General features: G+C 75.8%; 21 protein-coding genes. 9 read left to right on the top strand and 12 right to left on the bottom strand.

Annotated elements, in window-relative coordinates; all coding sequences use genetic code 11:
* Positions 1–11: 11 nt before the first annotated feature.
* From ACGBYP_RS09895 to ACGBYP_RS09885, 3 genes are all read right to left on the bottom strand, one after another.
* The gene (locus ACGBYP_RS09895) at positions 12–2,255 is read right to left on the bottom strand and encodes a putative bifunctional diguanylate cyclase/phosphodiesterase (protein WP_411583519.1); all 2,244 of its coding nucleotides are present in this window, start codon (positions 2,253–2,255) and stop codon (positions 12–14) included.
* 76 nt (positions 2,256–2,331) lie between these two features.
* On the bottom strand, positions 2,332–3,333 hold the full coding sequence (locus ACGBYP_RS09890) for a hypothetical protein (protein WP_411583517.1): 1,002 nt from the start codon (positions 3,331–3,333) through the stop codon (positions 2,332–2,334).
* The gene (locus ACGBYP_RS09885) at positions 3,330–3,656 is read right to left on the bottom strand and encodes a PadR family transcriptional regulator (protein ID WP_411583515.1); all 327 of its coding nucleotides are present in this window, start codon (positions 3,654–3,656) and stop codon (positions 3,330–3,332) included. Before ACGBYP_RS09885 ends, ACGBYP_RS09890 begins: the two co-directional genes overlap by 4 nt.
* Positions 3,657–3,790: 134 nt before the next feature.
* Between ACGBYP_RS09885 and ACGBYP_RS09880 the strand changes: the two genes are divergently transcribed.
* From ACGBYP_RS09880 to ACGBYP_RS09870, 3 genes are all read left to right on the top strand, one after another.
* On the top strand, positions 3,791–5,266 hold the full coding sequence (locus tag ACGBYP_RS09880) for a purine-cytosine permease family protein (RefSeq protein WP_411583513.1): 1,476 nt from the start codon (positions 3,791–3,793) through the stop codon (positions 5,264–5,266).
* Positions 5,263–5,796, top strand: coding sequence for a cysteine hydrolase family protein (locus tag ACGBYP_RS09875; protein WP_411583511.1), 534 nt, complete (start codon positions 5,263–5,265; stop codon positions 5,794–5,796). Before ACGBYP_RS09880 ends, ACGBYP_RS09875 begins: the two co-directional genes overlap by 4 nt.
* A 117-nt stretch (positions 5,797–5,913) precedes the next feature.
* The gene (locus tag ACGBYP_RS09870; protein WP_411583509.1) at positions 5,914–7,221 is read left to right on the top strand and encodes a multidrug effflux MFS transporter; all 1,308 of its coding nucleotides are present in this window, start codon (positions 5,914–5,916) and stop codon (positions 7,219–7,221) included.
* 17 nt (positions 7,222–7,238) lie between these two features.
* On the opposite strand, the gene ACGBYP_RS09865 is transcribed toward ACGBYP_RS09870, so the two are convergent.
* Positions 7,239–8,018, bottom strand: a complete 780-nt coding sequence (locus tag ACGBYP_RS09865; RefSeq protein ID WP_411583507.1) for a hypothetical protein — start codon at positions 8,016–8,018, stop codon at positions 7,239–7,241.
* Between the two features lie 132 nt (positions 8,019–8,150).
* Between ACGBYP_RS09865 and ACGBYP_RS09860 the strand changes: the two genes are divergently transcribed.
* The 3 genes from ACGBYP_RS09860 to ACGBYP_RS09850 all read left to right on the top strand — a co-directional run bounded on the left by ACGBYP_RS09860 (position 8,151) and on the right by ACGBYP_RS09850 (position 11,620).
* Positions 8,151–9,368 carry an MFS transporter gene (locus tag ACGBYP_RS09860; protein ID WP_411583505.1) on the top strand — a complete coding sequence of 406 codons (1,218 nt, stop codon included), beginning with the start codon at positions 8,151–8,153 and terminating at the stop codon, positions 9,366–9,368.
* Positions 9,369–9,515: 147 nt separating this feature from the next.
* Complete coding sequence (locus ACGBYP_RS09855) at positions 9,516–10,880, top strand: SRPBCC domain-containing protein (protein ID WP_411583503.1); 1,365 nt, start codon at positions 9,516–9,518, stop codon at positions 10,878–10,880.
* A 302-nt stretch (positions 10,881–11,182) separates the two neighbouring features.
* Positions 11,183–11,620: a hypothetical protein gene (locus ACGBYP_RS09850; RefSeq protein WP_411583501.1), complete on the top strand. Its 438-nt coding sequence runs from the start codon at positions 11,183–11,185 to the stop codon at positions 11,618–11,620.
* A 6-nt stretch (positions 11,621–11,626) separates the two neighbouring features.
* Here ACGBYP_RS09850 and ACGBYP_RS09845 read toward each other — a convergent pair whose 3' ends face one another.
* Genes ACGBYP_RS09845 through ACGBYP_RS09835 form a run of 3 tightly spaced genes read right to left on the bottom strand, consistent with a single transcriptional unit; the run spans position 11,627 to position 13,610 of the window.
* The gene (locus ACGBYP_RS09845; protein ID WP_411583499.1) at positions 11,627–12,253 is read right to left on the bottom strand and encodes an alpha/beta family hydrolase; all 627 of its coding nucleotides are present in this window, start codon (positions 12,251–12,253) and stop codon (positions 11,627–11,629) included.
* Complete coding sequence (locus tag ACGBYP_RS09840) at positions 12,250–12,930, bottom strand: HAD-IA family hydrolase (RefSeq protein ID WP_411583497.1); 681 nt, start codon at positions 12,928–12,930, stop codon at positions 12,250–12,252. Before ACGBYP_RS09840 ends, ACGBYP_RS09845 begins: the two co-directional genes overlap by 4 nt.
* Positions 12,927–13,610, bottom strand: coding sequence for a DedA family protein (locus ACGBYP_RS09835; RefSeq protein WP_411583495.1), 684 nt, complete (start codon positions 13,608–13,610; stop codon positions 12,927–12,929). The genes ACGBYP_RS09840 and ACGBYP_RS09835 overlap by 4 nt, the downstream gene beginning before the upstream one ends.
* Positions 13,611–13,681: 71 nt before the next feature.
* Between ACGBYP_RS09835 and ACGBYP_RS09830 the strand changes: the two genes are divergently transcribed.
* Together ACGBYP_RS09830 and ACGBYP_RS09825 are read left to right on the top strand one after the other, a co-directional pair.
* Complete coding sequence (locus ACGBYP_RS09830) at positions 13,682–14,974, top strand: amidohydrolase family protein (RefSeq protein WP_411583493.1); 1,293 nt, start codon at positions 13,682–13,684, stop codon at positions 14,972–14,974.
* Between the two features lie 102 nt (positions 14,975–15,076).
* The gene (locus tag ACGBYP_RS09825) at positions 15,077–16,486 is read left to right on the top strand and encodes a radical SAM domain-containing protein (protein ID WP_411583491.1); all 1,410 of its coding nucleotides are present in this window, start codon (positions 15,077–15,079) and stop codon (positions 16,484–16,486) included.
* Here ACGBYP_RS09825 and ACGBYP_RS09820 read toward each other — a convergent pair.
* From ACGBYP_RS09820 to ACGBYP_RS09805, 4 genes are read right to left on the bottom strand one after another with little or no spacing between them, the layout of a single operon-like run.
* Positions 16,466–17,512, bottom strand: coding sequence for an ABC transporter ATP-binding protein (locus tag ACGBYP_RS09820; protein ID WP_411583489.1), 1,047 nt, complete (start codon positions 17,510–17,512; stop codon positions 16,466–16,468). The genes ACGBYP_RS09825 and ACGBYP_RS09820 overlap by 21 nt on opposite strands.
* Positions 17,509–18,273 (bottom strand): ABC transporter permease, encoded by a 765-nt coding sequence (locus ACGBYP_RS09815; protein ID WP_411583487.1) that lies wholly within the window; start codon positions 18,271–18,273, stop codon positions 17,509–17,511. The genes ACGBYP_RS09820 and ACGBYP_RS09815 overlap by 4 nt, the downstream gene beginning before the upstream one ends.
* A gap of 5 nt (positions 18,274–18,278) precedes the next feature.
* Complete coding sequence (locus ACGBYP_RS09810) at positions 18,279–19,127, bottom strand: ABC transporter permease subunit (protein ID WP_411583485.1); 849 nt, start codon at positions 19,125–19,127, stop codon at positions 18,279–18,281.
* Complete coding sequence (locus ACGBYP_RS09805) at positions 19,124–20,371, bottom strand: ABC transporter substrate-binding protein (RefSeq protein WP_411583483.1); 1,248 nt, start codon at positions 20,369–20,371, stop codon at positions 19,124–19,126. Before ACGBYP_RS09805 ends, ACGBYP_RS09810 begins: the two co-directional genes overlap by 4 nt.
* Before the next feature lie 167 nt (positions 20,372–20,538).
* Between ACGBYP_RS09805 and ACGBYP_RS09800 the strand changes: the two genes are divergently transcribed.
* Entirely contained in the window at positions 20,539–21,165 is a 627-nt protein-coding gene (locus ACGBYP_RS09800; RefSeq protein WP_411583481.1) for a CDP-alcohol phosphatidyltransferase family protein, read from the top strand.
* Here ACGBYP_RS09800 and ACGBYP_RS09795 read toward each other — a convergent pair.
* Positions 21,119–22,582 carry a dihydrolipoyl dehydrogenase family protein gene (locus ACGBYP_RS09795; RefSeq protein ID WP_411583479.1) on the bottom strand — a complete coding sequence of 488 codons (1,464 nt, stop codon included), beginning with the start codon at positions 22,580–22,582 and terminating at the stop codon, positions 21,119–21,121. The two genes, ACGBYP_RS09800 and ACGBYP_RS09795, sit on opposite strands and share 47 nt — an antisense overlap.
* Positions 22,583–22,660 lie beyond the last annotated feature (78 nt).

Raw genomic sequence — 22,660 nt, 5'->3', positions numbered from 1 at the left:
GCGCCGTGCTGTCAGGCGGGCTGCAGCAGCGGTGCCGGGGCGGCCGGCGGGATCGCGGTGGCGGGCACCGGGCGGGAGTGCAGGTAGCCCTGGCTCTCGTCGCAGCCCAGCGCCTCCAGCCGCCGCAGCGTGGTCAGGTGCTCCACGCCCTCGGCCACCACGCGCAGGCCCAGCCGGTGGGCCATGTCGATCGTGCCGCTGACGATGGCGTCGGTGCGCCCGTCGGTGAGCAGGTCCTGGGTGAAGGAGCGGTCCAGCTTGAGCTCGCTGACCGGCAGCTGGCGCAGGTAGCTCAGCGACGCGTAGCCGGTGCCGAAGTCGTCGATGCTGACGGCGATGCCCAGCGCGGCGATGGCGTCGAGGACGGCGAGGCTGGACTCCGGATCGCTCATCAGCACCGTCTCGGTCACCTCCAGCACCAGCGCCGACGACGGCAGCCCGTGCGCGGCGAGCAGGCCGGCGACCCGTCCGGGCAGCGCGCGGTCGAGCAGGTTGCTCACCGACAGGTTCACCGACACGCGCAGGTCACGGCCCTCCCGATGCCAGGCGGCGGCCTGCGCGACCGACTGGGCGAGCACCGTCTCGGTGAGCTGGCCCATCAGCCCGTGCAGCTCCGCGGCGGGCAGGAACTCCGCCGGCGGCAGCAGTCCACGGGCCGGGTGCTGCCAGCGCACCAGCGCCTCCACGCCCACGGTGCGGCCGGTGCGCACGGCCACCTGCGGCTGGTAGTGCAGCACCAGCTCGCCGCGGGCCATGCCCGTGCGCAGCTCCTCGACCAACGCCAGCCGGCCGCTGGTGTCCACGTGCCGGGCGGAGTCCCAGACGACGGCCGAGGCGCCGGCGCGCTTGGCGTCGTACAGCGCGGCGTCGGCGCGGCGCAGCAGCAGGGTGGCGCAGGCGCCGAGCAGGTGCCCGTCGGGCTCGTGCGCGGTCAACCCGACGCTGAGGTCGGCGTGCAGCTCCAGCCCGGCGACCTCGAAGGGGTCGGTGAACCGGCCGACCAGCCCGGCGCCCAGCCGTCCGGTGACCTCGGCGGTGGTGCCGCCGGTGAGCGGGGCGATCACGGCGAACTCGTCGCCGCCCAGCCGCCCGACCAGTGCGCCCGCCGGCACGGTCTGCTCCAGGCGGCGGGCGATCATGCGCAGCAGGTCGTCGCCGGCGGCGTGGCCCAGCCCGTCGTTGACCTCCTTGAACTTGTCCAGGTCGACCAGGCCCAGCGCGAACGGCGTCCCGGTGGTGCAGAGGTGCTCGATCCGGCGCAGCACCGCGCGGCGGTTGGGCAGCGAGGTGAGCTCGTCGGTCAGCGCCTCGCGCCGGCTGGTGGCCAGTTCGGAGAGGTCCCGGACGTTGACCAGCAGCCGCAGGCTCGAGCCCACGGCCGCGAGCCCGGCGCCGACGATCGCCGGCCAGGACGCCGTGGTCACGGCCGCGACCGCCAGCGTGAGGGTCGCGATGCCGATGATCGAGACCGCCCCGACCGTGGAGTCGGCGGGGTCGGCCGGCTGTGGCGTCGACCGGGGCGGCTGCCGCACCGCCGCCACGGCGAGCAGTGCGAGACCGGCCGCGACGACGGCGGCAGCGGCCAGCGGCGCCCCGTCGGCGGTGGCCAGGCCGACGCCGACGCCGGCGGAGACGGCGGTCAGGGCCCCGGACACCAGCCAGATCCGCGGGTCGCTGCGCAGCGCGGCGATGACCGTCATCACCCAGGCGGTCCCGAGGCACACCACGGCAGCGGCGGCGGCCAGCAGCAGCGGCTGCAGGCGCCAGTCCGGCAGCGCGGCGAGCGGGCCGCCGAGGTCGTCCACCAGCACGTTGCCGATGGCCACGGCGACCAGGACGCCCGAGAAGCCGTTGAGCACGTCGTTGGGGTCGGCGACGCTGGTGGAGTACCGGTTCCACTTGAGCAGGCCGCCGTAGACCCCCGGGAAGGCGAGCGCGGTGGCCGCGGCGAGCGGCAGGCCGCCCAGCGCTTCCCACCCGGGCACCAGCGCGCAGGAGACCGTGCCCAGGACACCGGTGGCCAGCACCCCGCCGGACAGCAGCAGCCGGGACCACATGTCCTGCTCGAGCTGCCCGCCGGCGGTCCGCCAGCCCAGCAGCAGGCCCGTCGCCGCCAGCAAGAGCACCGCCAGGACCAGTCCGGCGGGCCCCGGCCGGCCGGTGGCCGACAGGGCGGCGACCGCGGCCGCCGGGACGACGACCAGCGCAGCCCGGGGCGCGTGGGGGAGCCAGCGGGAGGGCGCGGACGAGCTCATGGGCTGACAGTGCGCCTTCCTGCAACTAGTTGCACGCAAAGTAGTTGCACAGTCACCCGATGAGAGGGGGTGCCGCTCAGTCCGGGTGCCGGGAGACCGCGGCCGGGTCCAGCGGCAGTGCCCGGACCGAGCGCAGCCCCACCGCCCCGGTGACCGCGGCGGTGGCGGCCACGGCGACGGTCACCGTGAGCACCGTCGCGGCGTAGCCGGTGGGGGTGCCGAACGGCAGGCGGCCCGCCAGTGCGGGCAGCAGTGCGGCCGAGAGGACGGCGACGGCCAGCTCTGCCGACCCGCGGGCCGACGGGCGCCGGGCGAGCAGCACCGCGCCGGCCACCACCGTCCCGACGCCAAACTGGACGAAGGGGTCGAACAGCGCCAGCAGCCAGCCCGTCGGCTCGTCGGGCAGCACCCGCGCCGACAGGCCCACCGCCCAGGGTCCGAGGACCACCGACCCCAGGACGACCGGCCACCACGGCCGGCCCAGCGGACGTCCGGTCGGGACCAGGGCGGCCGCCACCACCGGGACGGCGAGCGTGAGCTGGGTCAGCAGCGAGCGTGCGCCGCCGACCAGCAGCACCGCCTCGGCGGCCTGGCCGACGAGGACGGCGAGCGCCAGCGCACGGGTCGCCGGCAGACCGCGCGCCGTGCAGGCCGCCAGCGCGACCGTCAGTACGCCGACCAGCGTCGAGAGCGCGCCGCCCGGGTCCCAGTGCACCACCCCGCCGACGTCCGGGGCGTCGGCCACCGGGAGCACGCCGTACAGCCAGGCCGTCGACACGAGCCCGACCAGGGCCATCGAGGCCAGCGCCGCCGTGCCGGCCAGCGCGACCAGCCGGACGGTGCGCCCCGTGGCCACCGCGCGCACCGAGGCCCCCGGTGCGCCCAGCCGCAGGCGCAGGGCCAGCCGGGCGACGTCCAGCCGGTCGGCGGCCGACGGGCTCCCGAACTCGGCGTACTCGGGGTCGTCGGCCGTCGTCGCCTCGAGCCAGGTGTCGGTCATGTCGTCGGCCCACCGGGACCGGGCCGGCTCGGGGAGCCAGGTCAGCAGCCGCCGGTAGCGCTCCTCCAGCGGGCTCATGCCGGCCGCACCGCGAGCCGGGTCCGCACCGCGCGGGCGTTGGCCTCCTGGCGGGCGAGCTCGGCCTCCAGGGCCTGGCGCCCGCCCGTGGTGAGGCGGTAGTAGCGCCGTACCCGGCCCGAGTGCACCTCCTCGCGGTCGAGCTCGACCCGCTCCTCGGTGACCAGCCGGTCCAGGACGCCGTAGAGCGTGCCGACCCGCAGTGTCACCCGGCCCTCCGAGAGCCCGGCCACCTCACCGATCACGCCGTAGCCGTGCCGCGGCCGGTCGGCGAGGGCGGCGAGCACGAGGAACGTCGCCTCGGTGAGCGGTCTGGCGTCCATGGCGGGATGCTAGCGACTGGATGCCTCGGCTGTCGATGCATCGGCACGCGGGTGGTGTCGGGAGCCGGTCCCGGTCGCGGGTCGCTACCGTGCCGCGAGGACCCGGGCCCGCCGGTCAGGACGGAGCAGACGAGATGGCGCACCAGGTGAGCGGTGGGCGCGCGCCCCACGAGGCGCCGACACCGCGGCTGACGGTGGAGACGAACGGCATCAACGTGATCGCCGAGGCCGAGCGCAAGGGCACGCCGCGGCAGCTGTTCTGGCCGTGGTTCGGGGCCAACGTCAGCGTGCTGGGCCTGTCCTACGGCGCGTTCACCCTCGGCTTCGGCATCGGCTTCTGGCAGGCCGTGGTCGCCGGCGTCGTGGGCATCGTGGCCAGCTTCGCCCTCTGCGGCCTGGTCGCCATCGCCGGCAAGCGGGGGTCGGCGCCCACCCTGGTGCTCAGCCGCGCGGCCTTCGGCGTCACCGGTGGCCGCGTCCCCGCCGTCCTGTCCTGGGTGCTGACGGTCGGCTGGGAGACCGTGCTGACGTCGCTGGCGACGCTGGCGACCGCCACCGTGCTCACCGAGCTCGGCTGGGGCGGCGGGACGGCGACGAAGGTGGTCGCGCTGCTCGTGGTCGCCGCGCTCGTGGTGGTCGGCGGCGTGCTCGGCTTCGACCTGATCATGCGCATGCAGGCGGTCATCACCGTGGTCACCGGCGTGCTCACCGTCGTCTACCTGGCTCTGGTGCTCGACGACGTCGACTGGGCGGCCGTCACCGCGCTGCCCAGCGGCTCGGCGGAGCTGTTCATCGGCGCGCTCGTGCTGGTGATGACCGGGTACGGCTTCGGCTGGGTCAACGCCGCCGCCGACTACTCCCGCTACCTGCCGCGCTCGGCGTCCACCCGCGGCGTCGTGGGCTGGACGACGTTCGGCTCGGCGCTGGCCCCGGTGCTGCTGCTCGTCTTCGGCCTGCTGCTGGCCGGCTCGTCGGGCGACCTCTCCGAGGCGATCACCGCCGACCCGATCGGCGCGCTGGCCACCCTGCTGCCCACCTGGTTCCTCGTGCCCTTCGCCGTGGTGGCCGTGCTCGGCCTGGTCGGCGGCGCGCTGCTGGACATCTACTCCTCCGGCCTGGCGCTGCTGGCCGCCGGCGCCCGGGTGCCCCGCCCGGTCGCGGCCTCCATCGACGGCGTGCTCATGGTGCTCGGCGCGGTCTGGGTGGTCTTCCTCGCCGAGGGCACCTTCTCCACCCAGTTCCAGGGCTTCCTGATCACCCTCGGCGTCCCGATCGCGGCGTGGTGCGGCATCTTCCTGGCCGACCTCCTGCTGCGCCGCCGCGACTACGCCGAGGCCGACCTCTACGACCCGCGCGGCCGCTACGGCGCCGCCCAGCCGGTGCCGCTGCTGCTGCTGGCGCTCGGCACGGCGCTGGGCTGGGGGCTGGTCACCAACACCTACGCCGGCTGGCTCGACTGGCAGGGTTACCTGCTCGGCCCGGTGGGGCTCGGCGGCAGGGACGGCACCTGGGCCTTCGCCAACCTCGGCGTCCTGGCCGCCCTGGCCGTCGGCTTCCTCGGCACGCTGCTGCTGCGCCGGGGTGCGGTCCGCCGGCAGGAGGCCGCGTGACGCCGCTGCTGGCGGTGATCGACGTCCAGCACGTCTTCGCCGACCCGGGCTCGCCGTGGGGCGCGCCCGGGTTCGCCGCCGTGCACCCCGCCATCCGCCGGCTCACCGCGGCCTTCGCCGGCCGGGTCGTGCACACCCGCTTCGTGGCGCCGGCCGAGCCGACGGGCGCGTGGGTGCCGTACTACGCGCAGTTCGCCTTCGCCCTCCAGCCGCCCGACGCGCCGCTGTACGCCCTCCTCGACGACCCGGCGGGCGCCCCGGTGCTCGACGCCACCACCTTCGGCAAGTGGGGTCCCGAGCTGGCCGCGCTGGCCGGCGACGGCCCGCTCGTGCTCGCCGGGGTCTCCACCGACTGCTGCGTGCTGTCCACCGCGCTGCCGGCCGCCGACGCCGGCGTGTCGGTGCAGGTGGTCACCGACGCCTGCGCCGGGGCCACCGACGCCGACCACGAGCGCGCGCTCGCCGCGATGGCCCTCTACGCGCCGCTGATCACGCTGACGACCACCGACGAGGTGCTCGCGACACGCTGACCGAAGCGCCCCGCCGGCGTGCGGGAATGTCGTTGCCTCGTGCACGCTTGTGACGACCTGTACTGCGAGCGTGGCCAACGTCGGTCCAGCGTGAGCACCGCGCCGATGGAGGGACCCATGACCGCCACCCAGGACCACCGCACGCGATCAGCCGGCCGGCCGGTCACGAAGGCCGAGCTCGACGGGCTGCCGTCGCCGAAGGCCGACAAGCCGAAGACCGCCCGGACGGCGCTGACGCTGGGCGCGTTCGTCGCGCTCGGGCCGCTGACGATCGACATGTACCTGCCGGCGCTGCCGACGATCACCGACGAGCTGGAGACGACCTCCTCGGCGGTCCAGCTCACGCTCACCGGCACCCTGGTCGGGCTCGCGCTCGGCCAGCTCGTGCTCGGCCCGCTGTCGGACCGCTACGGCCGCCGCACCCCGCTGCTGATCGGCACCACGCTGCACGTCCTGGCCTCGCTGCTGGTGCTCGTCGCCCCGAACGTCGCCGTCCTGGGCCTGCTGCGCGTGCTGCAGGGCGCGGGTGCGGCGGCCGGTGCGGTCATCGCCATCGCCGTCGTCCGGGACCTGTTCGACGGCCGGGCCGCGGCCACCATGCTGTCCCGGCTGTTCCTCGTGCTCGGCGTCGCGCCGGTCCTCGCGCCCACCATCGGCGGCGAGATCCTGCGCTTCACCTCCTGGCGCGGGGTCTTCGCGCTGCTGGCCGTCTACGGCGTGCTGCTGGTCGCGATGGGCTTCTTCGCCGTCCGCGAGACGCTGTCGCCCGAGCGCCGCAGCAGCAGCGGGGTCGCCGGCACGCTGCGCAGCTACGGCTCGCTGTTCCGCGACCGCGCCTACGTCGGCCTGGTCGTCGTCGCCGGCCTGACCATGGCCGGGCTGTTCGCCTACGTGTCGGGCTCCTCGTTCGTCTACCAGGACGAGTTCGGCCTCGACGAGCAGCAGTTCGGCCTGCTCTTCGGTGCCGGCGCGGTCTGGCTGATCGCCGCGACCCAGCTCAACCCGGTGCTGCTGCGCTGGTTCTCCACCGCGAAGATCCTCGTCGCCGGCACGATCGCCGGTGCCCTCGCCGGCGCTGCGCTGCTCGTGCTCGCCCTCACCGACACCGGCGGTCTGTTCGGGGTCGCCGTCCCGCTGTGGGCGGTGCTGTTCGCCGTCGGCCTGGCCCTGCCCAACGCCCCGGCGCTGGCGCTGTCCCGGCACGGCGAGAAGGCCGGCACCGCGGCCGCGCTGCTCGGCGCGGTCCAGTTCGGTGTCGGCGCGGCGGTCTCCCCGCTGGTCGGCCTGCTCGGCAACGACGCGGTCGCCATGGGCACCGTGATCGTCGGCTCGTTGGTGCTGGCGATCGCCGTCCTGGTCGTCGTCGTGCGGCCGTGGCAGCTCGACGACCCCGACCCGGAGAACGCCGCGGCCGTCGCGCACTGACCTCCCCGGCCCAGTCGTCAGCCGATGACGACCGGGTCGGAAGTGCCCACGTGCACCATCCGGGCCACCCCGGTGGAGGGGGAGCGCACCTCCTCCTCCATCCAGAGCACGTAGGCGGCTCCCGGCACCAGCCCGGTGACCGTCGCGGTGAGCTCCGAGCAGGTGGCCGGCTTGGCGACCACCACGGGCACCGGGCCGGCCTGCTCGCCCAGGACCAGCTCCTGGCTCACCGCCGAGACGCGGTAGGACAGCACCTCCTCGCGGGAGTCGGCCAGCCAGGTCACCGTCGCCGACCCCGCGCCCGCCACCGCGTTCGGTGTGATCCGCCGCGGGGCCGTGGAGCTGCCGCAGGGGTCCGGCCGCGGCGTGTACTCCGGCACGACGCCGTAGGAGGTGTCGACCGGGAGCGTGATGCCCACCGGCCGGGGCGGCTGCGGGACGGCGAACCCGCCGCTGCGGGCGCCCTGCGCGGACACCGCGGTGATCTCCTCCCCGCCCAGCCCGGCCTGCCCGGTGCCCGCCATCCCGACCGCCGTGTCCGGCAGCGGGGTGTCCAGCAGGGCCTCCCGGGCGATGCCGTTGGTCACCTCGGTGCCCGAGGCGGTCAGCTCGACGACCACCGGGGCCACCTGGACGCCGGCGACGACGGCCAGGGCGCCCACCAGGAGGACCGGGGTCAGCCAGCCCAGCCGGGCGTGCGGACGGCGCCGCGGCCGGCGGCGCGCCGCCGGGCGTGCGGTCCTGCCTGCTGCCGGGCGCGTGCCCGTCCTCGGTGCCGGGCGCCGCTGTGCCGCCATGGAGATCTCCCGTCCCTGGTCCTCCGGGGATGATCGGCACGTCGGGGCCGGAGCTGTCGCCGAACGCCGGAACTCCCGCGGTGTGACCCGTTCGGGGGAATGCCCCTCCCGGTGGGCGTCTTGGCCCCTGCTGTGAGTGCAGCCCCTCCCGTCGCGACGACGCAGGCCCCGACCCACCCCTCGACCCGGACGGCGGTGCTGGCGATCGTCGCGCTCGCCCTCGGCGGGTTCGCGATCGGCACCACCGAGTTCGTGACGATGGGCCTGCTGCCCGACATCGCCGGCGGCGTCCAGGCGAGCATCCCCTCGGCCGGGCACTTCATCTCCGCCTACGCCCTCGGCGTGGTCGTCGGCGCCCCCACGATCGCTGCGCTGGGCGCCCGGCTGCCCCGCCGGTCGCTGGCCCTCGGCCTGCTGGTGGCCTTCATCGCCGGCAACACCCTCAGCGCCGTGGCCCCCGGCTACACCAGCCTGGTGCTGGCCCGCTTCGTCGCCGGCCTGCCGCACGGCGCCTACTTCGGCGTCGCCTCGCTGATCGCCGCCGCGCTCGTGCCCGCGCACCAGCGCGGCCGGGCCGTGAGCTCGGTGATGCTGGGCCTGGCGTCGGCCAACGTGGCCGGCGTGCCCGCGGCGACCTGGCTGGGGCAGCACCTGGGCTGGCGGTCGGCGTACTGGGCCGTCGTGGTCGTGGGCGCGCTCGCGGTGGTCGCGGTGCTCGCCGTCGTCCCGTCGATCCCCGGGCGGTCGGAGGCCACGCTGCGCTCGGAGCTGGGCGCGCTGCGCCGTCCGCAGGTCGTGCTGACGCTGCTGGTGGCCACCGTCGGCTTCGGCGGCATGTTCGCCATGTACAGCTACATCGCCCCGACCGTCACCGACGAGGCGCACACCTCGGCGGGGTTCGTGCCGGTGGTGCTGCTCGCCTTCGGCCTGGGCGGCGTCCTCGGGACGGCGTTGGGTGGCCGGCTCGCCGACCGGGCGCTCTTCCGGTCGCTGGTGGGCGCCACGATCGCCGTCGGCCTGCTGCTCGGGGTGATGGTGGTCGCCGCCGGGCAGATCGTGGCGCTGACGGCGACCGTGTTCGCCGTCGCCGCGGCCGCCTCGACGATGGTGGTGCTGCTCCAGCTGCGGCTGATGGAGGTCGCCGGTGACGCGCAGATGCTGGGCGCCGCGCTGAACCACTCGGCGCTCAACGCCGCCAACGCCCTGGGCGCCTGGCTCGGTGGGCTGGTGATCGCCGCCGGGCTGGGCTACCGGGCGCCGAGCGCGGTCGGGGTCGGGCTCGCCGTCCTGGGGCTGGTCTTCCTGGCGGCCTCGGCGCGGCTGCGGCGCCGGTCGCTCGCCGCGCGCTGACGCGCGATCCGGACCGGTCCGTCACGGAGGCGGACCGGGTGCTGCGGCGCGCCGCCGGGCCCGCGCCTGCGCCGCCGTCGCGGGCATGGTCGGATGTAGGGGGTCAGGCAGTTCGGCCCGTCGCCGTCCGTCCCCGGAGGTCCCGCAGTGCAGCTCGAGAACGCCTTCACCCTGCCGGTGCCGGTCGACGAGGCCTGGCGGGTGCTGAGCGACGCCGAGCGCAGCCTGCCGTGCCTGCCCGGGGCCGACGTCGACTCCGTCGAGGGCCGTGCGGCCACCGGCCGGATCAAGGTCAAGCTCGGCCCGATCAACCTGACCTACCAGGGCCGGGTGAGCGTCACCGAGAGCGACCCGGCCGCGCGCCGCGTCGTCCTGGACGCGCGCGGCAAGGACCAGCGCGGCAACGGCACGGCGTCCGCCGTGGTCACCGTGACGCTGACCGCCGAGGGCAGCGGTACCCGCGCCGACGTCTCCAGCGACCTGACGATCACCGGCCGCCCGGCGCAGTTCGGCCGCGGGGTGATGACCGACGTCGCCGGGAAGATGCTCACCCAGTTCGCCGACAAGCTCGCCGCCCAGCTGGCCGCCGGCGACGGTGGCACGGTGGAGACCGCAGCCGCGCCGGAGCCCACCGTCGTGGAGAAGGCCACCGCAGCGGTGGCGAAGGCGGCGGCGACGACCGCAGGAGTGGTGGAGGAGGCAGCGATGTCCATCGAGGGAAGCGCAGGCGACACCCCGGCCGGCGGGGCCGCGAAGAAGGCCGGGGCCGCCGCGAAGAAGGCCGCGGGCGCCGCGGCCGACCGGGCCGCGGACGCGGAGCAGAACGCGACGCCGGCGAAGAAGGCCGCGCCGGCGAAGAAGAGCGCCCCCGCCAAGGCCGCGCCGGCGAAGAAGGCCGCGCCCGCCAAGGCCGGTGGCACGCTGCCCGACCCGCTCGCCCCGCCGCGCAAGAGCCCGGCCGCCGCCCCGACCAGCACGGGGACCCAGCCGGTGACCCCGGCGGCGGCGGCCGGCCCGGCCACGACGCCGATCGCAGCCAGCGTGCCGCCGGCCGACTCCCCGGCCGTCGAGGCCGCCGCGGCCGACGACCCGGCGACCCAGGCCATCACGCTGCCGGCCGAGAGCCCCGCACCCGCGGACACGACCCCCGCGGACAGCGCCCCGGCGGCCGCGGACACGGCCCCGGCGGCCGCGGACACGGCGCCGTCGTCCGGTGTCACCGTCCCGGCCGCGGGCGGCGACGCGCCGGTGAGCGCGCCGGTCACGCCCCGCAAGGCGCCGAGCAAGCCGCCGACCGGCACCACCGCTCCGCCGAACCGGCCCGCCGGTGGCGGCCCGGGCAAGGGCACGCCCGACTCCCCGCGCCGGCCGCTGGCCTCGGTCGACCCCAAGCCGATCGACCGGCTGCAGGTCACCGACGGCTCGGCGCTGTCCCGGTTCGCCGCCCCGGCCGCCGGGGCCGGGCTGCTGGCGCTGCTGATCGCCCTGGTCGTCCACCGCCGCCGGCGCTGACCCGCTGACGGAGTCCCAGCGCTCGGTTCCTGTAGCGCTGGGACTCCGTCGAAGCGGCCGCTCCTTCGCGCTCCGAAGGGCATGGCGTCCGACAGGTACCGAGGCGTCGTCATCCGTAACGATGCAGTCAGTCGGTCCAGCCATGAACCGTTCCGTGCCGGCGATCGTGTAACACCCAGTAGCTGTGAACAGCTGGAGCGATCCGTTGATTGGGCGAGTAGCTCGCTGGTGCCAATTTTCCGGCGACGCGTACAACTGGCGCGGCACCGGTCGATGACAGAGGTATGACCCTCTGGACCCGAATGAAGAGCTACCTGACCGTGCAGGAAACCCAGGCGCAGGCGTTCGGTAGACGCGGTCGTGCTGGCGTCGTACTCGCATCGGCAGTCGTGGGACTGATCGTCGCCGAGCAGCAGGATGCTCTGGGGGCTGAAATTGTCGCTCTGGCAATTGCCTCTCGGGCCGTCGTGATGATCCTGCCTGTGATGGGGCTGCGGGCCATCTTGGGGACCTTCGTCGCCGCCCTGTTCGCGTACCTCCTCTTCTGGCCCACCGGAGCTTTCCGTGCGGACTTGGTGGTTCCCCTGTCGCGAGAGATAGGTTTGAGTTTGCCGACCTACGGGGCGATCTTGACCGGGCTCGTGGGCACTGCGCTAGTTGATTGGCTCGAACTCAGGCTCAAGCGGCGACAGGTCGTATCGGCTGGCCACTCGAGCGCGGTGAGCACTTCCGCAACCTGACGTCCCTCAGCGGTGGCGTTGAGCTATCTCGTTGCCGAGCCAGTCCGCGGCGGCGGTGGCGACGGCGGCGACGTCCTTCTTCAACGCGTGGTCGCCGGGGACGGCGTGCACCCGGCCGCCCGCGGGCAGCACCGCTGCGACCTCGTCCGGACCGCCGAACGCGTCGGTGGCGCCCTGCACGACCAGCAGCGGGACGCCGGCCAGCGCGAGCTCCCCGGCGCGGCTCTTCTCCGGCCGCCCCGGCGGGTGCAGCGGGAACGCCAGCGCCAGCACCCCGGCGGCCCCCGCGGACGACGCCGTCCGGCAGGCCACCCGGGCCCCGGCGCTGCGGCCGCCGAGCACCAGCGGCCCGGTCAGCACGCCGTCGCCGGCCAGGGTGGTGAGCACCGCCGTCCATCCCTCGTCGAGCCGGGCCGGGGCCGGGGCGATCCGCTTCCCGGCCACCCGCCAGGGCTGGTCGACCCGCAGCACCCGCCAGCCGGCCGCGCACCCGGCGCCGGCCACCGCGACCAGGTCGGCGGCGTCCACCCCACCGCCCGCGCCACCGCCGAGCACCAGGGTGCCGCGCACGGCGCCGTCCGGCTCGTGGTCGTGCACGTGCGCGGGGCCGAGCGGGGTGGCGACCTCCCTCACCGGGGAGGGAGCGCGAGCAGGGCGTCGACGACCTCGACCAGCGTGGAGCCCTGCACGTCGGGGGCGCCGAGGACCTCGGCGAACACCTTCTCCGACCGGCCGGAGGTGAAGCCCGTGGTCAGCCCGGCGCGCCGGGCGCCCGCGACGTCCCAGGAGTGCGCGGCCACGAGCGCCGTCTGCGCCGGGTCGACCCCGCAGACGCCGACGGCCCACAGGTAGGCCTGGGGGGCGGGCTTCCATGCCCGGATCGACTCCGACGTGAGCATCCGCTCGACCAGGACGGCGACGCCGCCGCGGGTCAGGCCGGCCTCGGCGACGCCGGGCGCCCCGTGGCTCAGCGTCACGACCCGCACGCCGGCGTCCACGAGCCGGCGCAGCGCGGGCTCGACGTCGGGGTGCGGCGAGAGCTCCATGAACGAGTCCGCGACGGCGGAGCAGGCGGCCGCCGGCAGCCCGGTCACCTGGGCCACGGAGGACTCGAAGGCGGCCCGGAACGGGAACCAGCTGCCCAGGGCTGCGCCGGCGAAGCCGGTCGCCAGGGTGCGGGAGAACACCGCGGGCAGCGCGTCGGCCGAGGCGCCCTGCTCGGTCAGCGCGGCCCCCAGGGGAGCGAGGTCGAGCAGCGTCTCGTTGACGTCGAAGGCGACGACGTCCGGGCGCGTGCGGCGGGCGGTCACCGCGTCTCGTCGTCCCGCGGGTCGGCGGGCAGGTGGGCGCCGGCCCGGGCCGGCCGGTCCATCCGGCCGCTGAGCTTGCGGTACAGGAACCAGCCCACGAACACGACCACGGCGGCCACCACTACGTAGTCGAGGTAGTGCAGGTTGGCCTGGACGAAGTCGCCGGCCGCCACGCCCAGCCCGATCAGCACGCTGTTCCAGATCAGCGACCCGGCGGTGGTGAAGAGCAGGAACTGGGGCAGCGGCATCTTCACCACCCCGGCGGGCACCGACACGAAGCTGCGCACGATGGGCACCATGCGGCCGAAGAAGACCGCCGACCGGCCGTGCCTCTCGAACCAGGCGAAGGTCTTGTCGACGTCGGCGGTCTCGACCAGCGGCAGCCGGTCCAGGAAGGCGTGCGAGCGGCGCGGGCCGAGGGCGCGGCCGATCCAGTACAGGACCAGCGCCCCGACCACCGAGCCGAGCGTCGCGAACAGCACGACCGGGACGACGTTGAGCCGCCCGTCGTTGATCAGCACGCCGGCGGCGCCGAGCACCGCCTCGCTGGGGATGGGCGGGATGACGGTCTCGATCAGGATCGTGAGGCCGACGCCGGGCGCACCCAGCTGCTCGACGAGGTCGAGCAGGAAGCCGGTGATCCCGCCTTCGTCGGACGCGGCAGCGGCGAGGACGGACATGGGGCACACGGTATCGGCGTCCCCTGTGCGCCGTCCTGCTGCACACCGGGCGCGACCGTAGGGTGCGCGCCATGGTGCAGCGACTCACCGCCCGCGCCGTCGTGGTCGGGGACCGCGCCGGCACCGTCGTGCCCGACGCCGTGGTCGACGTGGACGACGGCCTGATCCGCTGGGTCGGCCCCGCTGCGGACGCCCCCGAGGCCCCCGGCGCCGAGGTCACCGCGCTGCCCGGCGTCCTGGTGCCGGGCATGGTCAACACCCACGCGCACTCGCCGATGGTGCTGTTCCGCGGCCAGGGCGAGGGCCTGCCGCTCGACCGCTGGCTGCGCGAGGTGATGTGGCCGCGGGAGGCCCGGCTCACCCCCGAGGACGTCGAGGTCGCGATGACCGCCGCGTCGGCGGAGATGCTGCGGCACGGGGTCACCACCAGCGTGGAGATGTACTTCCACCCCGAGCGGATCGCCGCGGCGCTGCGGGCCACCGGCGGCCGGGCGGTCGTCGCCAACCCGCTGATCGGGCTGCCGGGGTTCGGCACCTTCGACGAGCAGCTGGCCACCGCCGTCCGGCTGTCGGCCGACAGCGACGCGCAGGTCGAGTACGGGATCGGGCCGCACTCGGCCTACACGGTGCCGCTGCCGGTGCTCACCCGGGCAGCCGAGGCCGCCCGCGAGCACGACCTGCTGCTGACCGTCCACGTCGCCGAGACCACCGGCGAGGGCGCCGACCTGCTGGCCACCCACGGGCTGAGCGTGCCCCAGTTGCTGGCCAGCCACGACGTCCTCGGCGGGCGGGTGCTGGGCGCGCACTGCGTGCACATGGACGACGGCGACCTGGAGCTGTGGCGCGAGTACGACGTCGCCGTGGCGCACTGCCCGGGCAGCAACACCAAGCTGGCCAGCGGCACCGCCCGGCTGCGGGACATGCTCGACCTGGGGATCCGGGTGGGCATGGGCACCGACGGTCCGGCGTCCAACGACAACCTCGACCTGTTCGAGGACCTCCGGCTGGCCGCGCAGCTGGCCCGCCTCCGCGAGCGGGACGCCACGGCGCTCACCGCGCCGGAGGCGTTCTGGCTGGCCACCGGCGCGGCCGCGGACGCCATCGGCCGCCCCGACCTGGGCCAGCTGGTCGCCGGGCGCCGCGCCGACCTGGTGCACGTCGACACCGACGACATCGCGTTCGTGCCGGTCGGCGACGTCACCGACCTGCTCACCCACCTGGTCTGGTCGGTGGGCAGCCGGCACGTGCGCGACACCTGGGTGGCCGGCCGCCGGGTCGTCGCCGACGGCGTCTCGACCACGGTCGACGAGGCCGCGCTCCGCGCCGACGTCCAGACCCGCGCGATGCGCCTCGCCGGGCGGTAGACCCGGGCAGCGGTGGGCGACCGATCCACTCCACGGCCGATCCGTTGCGCCCCAGCTATCGTGACGGCGAGCACGTCCGTGCTGCCCAGGACGGGAGATCCCATGACCTTGCTCGAGCGGATGCGGGCCGGCTGGCGGGACCTCGTCACGCGGACCCGGCCGGTGCACCCGGCGACGGAGCGGGCGCTGGCCGAGCGCTGGGCGGCGCTGCCCGGCCACGTCAAGACCCCCGCGCAGAGCCTGGGCCAGCACGCGGTCGGGTGCGAGGGCACGCACGGGGTCTTCCCGAAGTGCAACCTCACCTGCACGCCCTGCTACCACTCGGCCGACGCCAACAAGGTCCGCGTCGACGGTGAGCACACGGTGCGCGAGATCGAGTCGCAGATGGCCTACCTCGAGGAGCGCCGCGGCCCCTACGCGCACGCCCAGCTGATCGGCGGCGAGGTGAGCCTGCTGCCGCCGGACGCGCACGCCGCCGCGCTGCAGACGATGCGCGCGCACGGCCGCTCGCCGATGTCGATGACCCACGGCGACTTCGACCCCGAGTACCTGCGCGCGCTGGTCACCGACGACGACGGCGCGCTGCGGATGGACCGGGTGAGCTTCGCGGCCCACTTCGACATGCTGATGCGCGGCCGCCGCGGAGCGGTGAAGCCCAGGAGCGAGGCCGAGCTCCACCCGTTCCGCGAGCGGTTCGTGCAGATGTTCCGCGACCTGCGCGCCGAGACCGGGCTGCGGTACTACCTGGCGCACAACATGACCGTCACCCCAGCCAACCTCGACCAGGTCGCCGAGACGGTGCGCGCCGTCCTGCCCATGGGCTTCTCGATGATGAGCTTCCAGCCGGCCGCGCACGTGGGCGACGACCGCCGCTGGAAGGAGTCCTACACCGCGGTGGACGTCGACGCGGTGTGGGCGCAGCTGGAGGCCGGCCTCGGCCACCGGGTGCCCTACGAGGGCATCGAGTTCGGTGACCCGCGCTGCAACCGGGTCGCCTTCGGGTTCCTGGTCGACGGGCACTGGCACGGCGTCATCCACCCCGACGACGCCGCCGACCGCGCGGCCCGCGACCGGTTCTTCGCCCACTACGGCGGCGTCGCGTTCAGCGGCACCCCGCCGCTGCTGCTGGTGGTCAAGCTGCTGCGGGTGCTCCGCCGGCACCCCGGCGACCTGCCGGTGGCGCTGCGCTGGGCGGGCCGCACCGTGCGCCGGGTCGGTGGCCTCCGCACGGTGGTCCGGGCAGCCCGCAGCAAGCGCCTGGGGCTGATGACCTTCGAGGTGCACAGCTTCATGGACGCCGAGCAGGTCGGCCCGGCCTGGGCGATGATGCAGCGCGGTGAGACCGCCACCGACCCGCAGCTGCTGGCCACCCAGGAGCGGCTGGCCGCCTGCACCTACTCGATGGCGCACCCCGAGACCGGCCAGTTGGTGCCGGCCTGCGCCCAGCACTCGGTGCTCGACATCGCCGAGAACGTCGAGCTCCGCCGGCTGCTACCGCTGACCGTCGTCTGACGGCGGGACGACGCAGCGGTCGGCGACGGGCAGCCGCAGCCCGACCGCCGTCCCGACCGGCAGCTCCTCGCCGGGCGCCAGCTCGCCGTCCACGGTCGCCGTCCCGACCTCGACGGTGACCAGGGCGCGCAGCCCGCGCCGCCGGACCCGGACGACGGTGCCCCGGACGTCGGCGGAGGGGTCGCCGGGCGCGGTGACGGTGACCGCCTCGGGCCGGATGACGAGGACGCCCGGCCCGTCCGGTGCCGTCACGGACAGCGCGCCGAGCGGCGAGTGGTGCCGCCCGCCGGTGACCGTGCCGGGCACCTCGGTGCGCCCGCCGAGCAGCCGGCTGACCGCCAGCGAGGCCGGCGCGGCGTAGAGCTCGCGCAGCGGCCCGTGCTGCTGCAGCCGCCCGCCGTCGAGGACCGCGACGGTGTCGGCCAGGACGTCGGCCTCGGCGGGGTCGTGGGTGACCAGCAGGACCGTGGTGTCGACGCGCTGCCGGAGGTCGGCGACCAGCTCGTGCATCTCGGCGCGCAGCGCGGTGTCCAGGGCGCTGAACGGCTCGTCGAGCAGCAGCACCCGCGGCTCGGCGGCCAGTGCCCGGGCCAGCGCCACCCGCTGCTCCTGGCCACCCGACAGGGCCCGGGCCGGCCGGTTGCCGTAACCGCGCAGCTGCACCAGGTCGAGGTGGTGCTCGGCCCGCTCGCGGGCGCGGCGCCGGGGCACCCCGCGCACCCGGTCGGCGAACCCGACGTTGTCGCGCACCGACAGGTGGGGGAACAGCAGCGGCCGCTGGAAGACCATCGCCATGCCCCGCCGCTCGGGGACGACGCCGGCCAGGTCGCGGCCGTCGAGGTGCACGCTGCCGCGGGTGGGGGCGTCGAGCCCGGCGGTCAGCCGCAGCACCGTGCTCTTGCCCGAGCCCGAGGGCCCCAGGACGGCGACGCACGCGCCGGCCGGGACGGCGAGCGTGAGGTCCTCCAGCGCAGGGACGGTGCCGTGCAGCCGGGTCAGCCCGGTGAGCTGCAGCGCGCCGCTCACCGGCGGGACCGCCGGCCGATCGAGCCGACCAGCAGCAGGAGCACCAGCGGCGGGAGCACCGAGCCCAGCGCCAGCACCGCGACCTGGGCGTCGTTGCCGGTGGCCGAGGCCGCCGAGGCGATGAGCACCGGCAGCGTGACCAGCCGCCCGCCGCCGACCAGCAGGGTGACCACGTAGTCGCTCCAGCCGACCAGGAACGCCAGGAACGCGGCGCCCGCGAGCGCCGGCGCCAGCATCGGCAGCTGGACGGCGCGCACGGTCTGCCACGCGGTCGCGCCGAGCACCCGGGCCTCCTCCTCGTAGTGCCGGTCGTGGGCGGCGTGGGCCGCGCGCATCACGATGGTGGTGTACGGGATCGCCGCGACGGTCAGCAGCACCACCACCCCGAGCTCGCTGGGCACCCGCAGGCGCAGCAGCAGCACGTCGAGCCCGAGCGCGACGGCGAACGGCGGCAGCACCAGCGGCGACAGCAGCACCGCCAGGACCGCACCCGGCGCGGGCACGCCGCGGGTGGTGAGCGCCCGGCCGGCCAGCGCGCCGAGCGGGGTGGCGAGCACCGCGACCGCCAGGCCCAGCGCCGTCGACCGGACGGAGGCCGCGCCCGCACCCTGGGCCCAGGCCTCGCGCAGCCCGGTGGCCCCCCACGCCTGCGGCAGGAGCGCGGGAGCCGACCAGCGCTCGGCGAACGCCCACAGCAGCAGCGGGACCAGCGGCAGCACCAGCCACAGCGCCAGGGTCGCCCGGCCCAGCCGGGACGCCACCGCGCTCACTGCTCGGCCGCCAGCCGGCGCAGGAACCGCAGCGAGGCCAGCACCACGACCAGGCCCAGCACCGAGGTGGTCACCGCGACCGCGGCGGCCTGCGGGCGGGCGGCGAGGTCGATGGAGGTGAACAGCCGGACGGCGATGACGGGCAGCGGTTCGGGGTACGGGCGGCCCAGCAGCGCCGCCACCTCGTAGGAGCCGAGCGTGTAGACGAAGCAGACCGCGGCGGCCGAGGCCAGCGCCGAGGCGGCCAGCGGCAGCGTCACGTGCCGGAACCGGGCCCAGCGGCCCGCACCCAGCAGCGCGGCGGTCTCGGCGTAGGACGCCGCCCGGGTCGAGAGCACCCCGGCGACCACCAGGGCGATGAACGCCGACTCCTTCCAGGCGTACTCCGCGCCGACCGCGATCCACCAGCGCCCGCCGACCAGCGCGGGCCAGTCACCGGGGGCGATGCCCAGCAAGCGGGGGAGGAAGCCGGCGTCGGCGAGCAGCAGGCCCATGCCGGCCGCTCCGACCAGGTGCGGCACCGGGATGGTCAGCGCGCTGAGCGTGGCCAGCAGCCGGCTGCGCCGCACCGCCGCCGTCGTGGCCAGCGCCAGGGCCAGCCCGACCGCACTGGCCACGACGGTCGCCCCGGCCGCGATCGCCAGCGACAGCCGGATCGACGTCCCGAGGTCCGGGGCCGCTGCCCGCCAGGCGTCCAGCGAGAGCCGGGGCACCCCGACCAGCGGGGTCAGGCCCAGACTCAGCAGCACCGCCGAGACCAGCGCCGAGCCGACGACGACGAGCACCGGCAGCAGCGCCGGCAGGAGGAGCAGGACCGCCCGGCGGGACCCCTCCGGCGCCCTCACCCGGCCGCGACCTCGCGCCGCCAGCCGTCGTCCAGCGGGGGCACCCAGGCGGCCGACAGCTCGGGGTCGGCGCCCTCGGACAGCTCCTCGTAGGAGGGCACGACCTCCGACCTCGGCAGCTGGTCGAACCCGGCGCGCGCGTCGCCGATCCGGTCCAGGTCGAGCACGGTGAACTGGCCCCAGGTGTCGGGCTGGGCCTTGGCCAGCTGCTGCTCCGGCGAGAGCGCGAGGTCGACGACCACCTGGGCGCCGGCCTGCGAGCCGGAGGTGGAGGGGATGGCCAGGAAGCTGGCGTTGCCGAGGGTGCCCTCGTCGAGCAGCAGCACCCGGGTGGTGGGCGGGAACGTGCTGTCGGCGACCAGGTCGTCCAGCGTCGCCGGGCCGTAGGTCATGGTCATGTCGACCTCGCCGTCGGCGTAGAGCTGGTCCAGCTCCTGCTGGGTCTGCGGGTAGGTGTCGCCACCACGCCACAGCGCGGGGGCGAGCGTCTCCAGCCGGTCGAACAGCGCCGGGGTCAGCTCGTCGTAGCTGTCCTGGGAGAACTCCAGCGGCACGTTCTCGACCCCGCCGGAGACGCTGTAGAGCGCCTCGCGCAGGAACGCCGAGCCGGTGAAGTCCGGGGGCGCCGGGTAGGTGAACCGGCCCGGGTTCGCCTGCGCCCAGTCGAGGACGCCGGCCAGCGTCGTCGGCGGGTCGGTGACCTTCGCCGAGTCGTAGACCAGGCTGAACTGGGCCTTGTGCCAGGGCGCCTCGCAGCCGTCGACCGGGTTGCCGAAGTCGGTGGTCAGCAGCGGGTCCTCGGGGTCGGTCCCCGTCATGTTCGGCAGCACGGCCGTCCAGCCGCACAGCCAGGCGCCGGCCTGCCGGCCGGTGGCGAAGTTGTCGCCGTTGACCCAGACCAGGTCGACCTCGCCGTCGGTGACGCCCGCCTGCCGCTCGGAGAGGATGCGGTTGACCGCGTCGCCGGTGTCGGCGATCGGCACCCGGTTCAGCGTCACCCCGGCCTCGGCCGCGGCGGGGGCCAGCACGTCGTCGACGTAGGCGTTGCCCTGCACGTCACCGCCGTACATCCACAGCGCGACGGTCTTCCCCTCCGCCTCGGCCAGCACGTCGTCCCAGGACCGCTCCTGGGCGACGGGGGCCTCGGCGTCGGGGGCGGCGCAGCCGGCGAGCACCACGGCGGCCGCCGCCGCCGCACCGGCGGCGCGCAGCAGGGACGGGTTCGGACGGCGGGCTCCGGACAAGCAGCTTCCTCCTGCGTCGGGCCGGCGGGCGCCGGCGGCGTCGATGGGTGTTCGTGCGCCACCGCGGTGTCGGACTGGCCGCCGTCCCGGAGCTGCGACAGGATCGTGCCCTACCGGGTGGCGCCCCGCCACGTACCGGCGTGGCGGACCGCGACAGGAGGCCCCGGGTGCTCGACGCGGCCGCGCGCCGGGTGCTGGACCGCCCCCTCGCCGGGGCTGCGGGCGTCCTGGACCGTCCCGGAGTCACCCCCGACCGGATCACCGCCGTCGGCCTGGTGCTCGGCCTGGCCAGCGCGGGCGCGGCGGCCGCGGCGCTGTGGGTGCCGGCGCTGGTGCTGTGGCTGGCCTCCCGGCTGGCGGACGGGCTCGACGGCCCGCTCGCCCGCCGCCGCCGGGCCGCCGGCCACCCTGCGGACGCCGGGGCCGGCGGGTTCTTCGACATCACCGCCGACTTCCTCGTCTACGGCTCCGGCGCGCTCGGCGTGGCCCTGGGCGTGGTCCGGACGACGGACGCGCCGTGGGAGCCGTTCGCCGCCGTCCTGCTCGCCTACTACGTCAACGGCGCGGCGTTCCTGGCCTTCTCCTCCCTCGCCGAGCGGGCCGGCCGGCAGCTCGACGACGGCCGCTCGCTGTCGTTCCTGGGTGGGCTGGCCGAGGGCACCGAGACGGTGGTCGTGCACGCGCTGTGGCTGCTGCTGCCCGCGATCGCCTGGCAGGTGGCCTGGGTGTGGGCGATCGTGGTCGGGATCAGCGCCGCTCACCGGATGTGGGCCGGTCACCGCGCCCTGCGCTGAGCCGCCGCAGCCGCACCGCGCCGCGCAGCGCCAGCCGGACGGCGGGGGCCTGCAGCCGGCCGCGGACGTCGGCGATGGCGGCGTTCCAGACCGCGTCGTTGTACGTCGGGTAGGCGTGCGTGGTGCCGGCGACGTCCTGCATCCGCAGTCCCTGCCGGACGGCGAGGGTGAGCTCACCGAGGGTCTCCCCGGCGCGCGGGCCGATCACGGTCGCCCCGTGCAGCCGGCCGCGCCGGTCGTGCACGAGCGTGGTGGAGCCGGCGGTGAGGTCCTCGGCGATGGCCCGGTCGATCTCGGTGTGCGGGATGCGCCGCACGGTCAGCCCGGCGGCTGCGGCGTCGTCCGCGCCGACCCCGACGGACGCGATCTCGGGGGAGGTGTAGGTGACCCGGGGGACGACGCGGTCGACCCGGCGGCGCAGCCCGAGGACCGCGTTGCCCGCCGCGAGGCTGCCCTGGACGCCGGCGACGTGGGTGAACTGCGGCCCGCCGCTGACGTCGCCGGCCGCCCAGATGCGCGGGTTGGCGGTGCGCAGCGTCTCGTCGACGACCACGCTGCCGTCGTCGTCGAGCTCGACCCCGGCGGCGGCGCAGCCCAGGCCCTCGGTGCGCGGGCCGCGGCCCACGGCCACCAGCAACCGGTCGAAGGGCACCCAACTGCCGTCGGCCAGCTCCAGCACCCCGCCGTCCCGGTCGCCGGTGACCCGGACGGCCCGCGCGCCGACCCGCACGTCGACGCCGTCGCGCACCAGCGCGGCGGTCACCAGCTCGGAGGCCTCCGCGCTCTCGACGGCGAGCAGCCGGTCGGCGGAGTTGACGACGGTGACCTCGGATCCGAGCCGGGCGAAGGCCTGGCCCAGCTCGCAGCCGATCGGCCCGCCGCCGAGCACGGCCAGCCGGGCGGGCAGGACGTCGAGGTCCCAGACGCTCTCGTTGGTGAGCGGGTCGACCCCGGCCAGGCCGGGGAGCGGCGGGAGGGCCGGGCCGGAGCCGGTGGCGATCACCGCGGCCCGGAAGCGGATCTCCCGGCCGTCGACGGTGACCCGGTCGGGGCCGGTGAACACCGCGTCGCCGGCCAGGACGGTCACGCCCTTGCGGCGCAGCGTCTCGGGGGTGTCGACCGGCTGGATCGTGGTGATGGCCCGTTTCACGTGGATCATCACCCGGGCGAAGTCGACCTCCACGCCGGTGACGTCGACCCCGAGCCGGGCGGCGCCGCGGGCGTCGGCCGCCGCGGTCGCCGACGCCAGCAGCGCCTTGGACGGCACGCAGCCGGTGTACAGGCAGTCGCCGCCGGTGCGCTCCCGCTCGACCAGCAGCACCCGGGCGCCGAGCGAGGCGGCGGTGGTCGAGGCGACGATCCCGGCGGTGCCGCCCCCGGCGACCAGCAGGTCCCAGACCGCGGGCTCCCGGCTCATCGGACGCTCGGCACGGACGACGGCTGCACGGGTGCGCTCACGCCGACGACGCTAGGCGCTGAGGCGGCGGGGCGGTGC

This window comes from Modestobacter sp. SSW1-42 (assembly GCF_046635825.1).
Taxonomy (GTDB): domain Bacteria; phylum Actinomycetota; class Actinomycetes; order Mycobacteriales; family Geodermatophilaceae; genus Modestobacter.
Note: the sequence above shows the minus strand (reverse complement) of the source record. Positions and strands in the feature narration are given on the sequence as shown.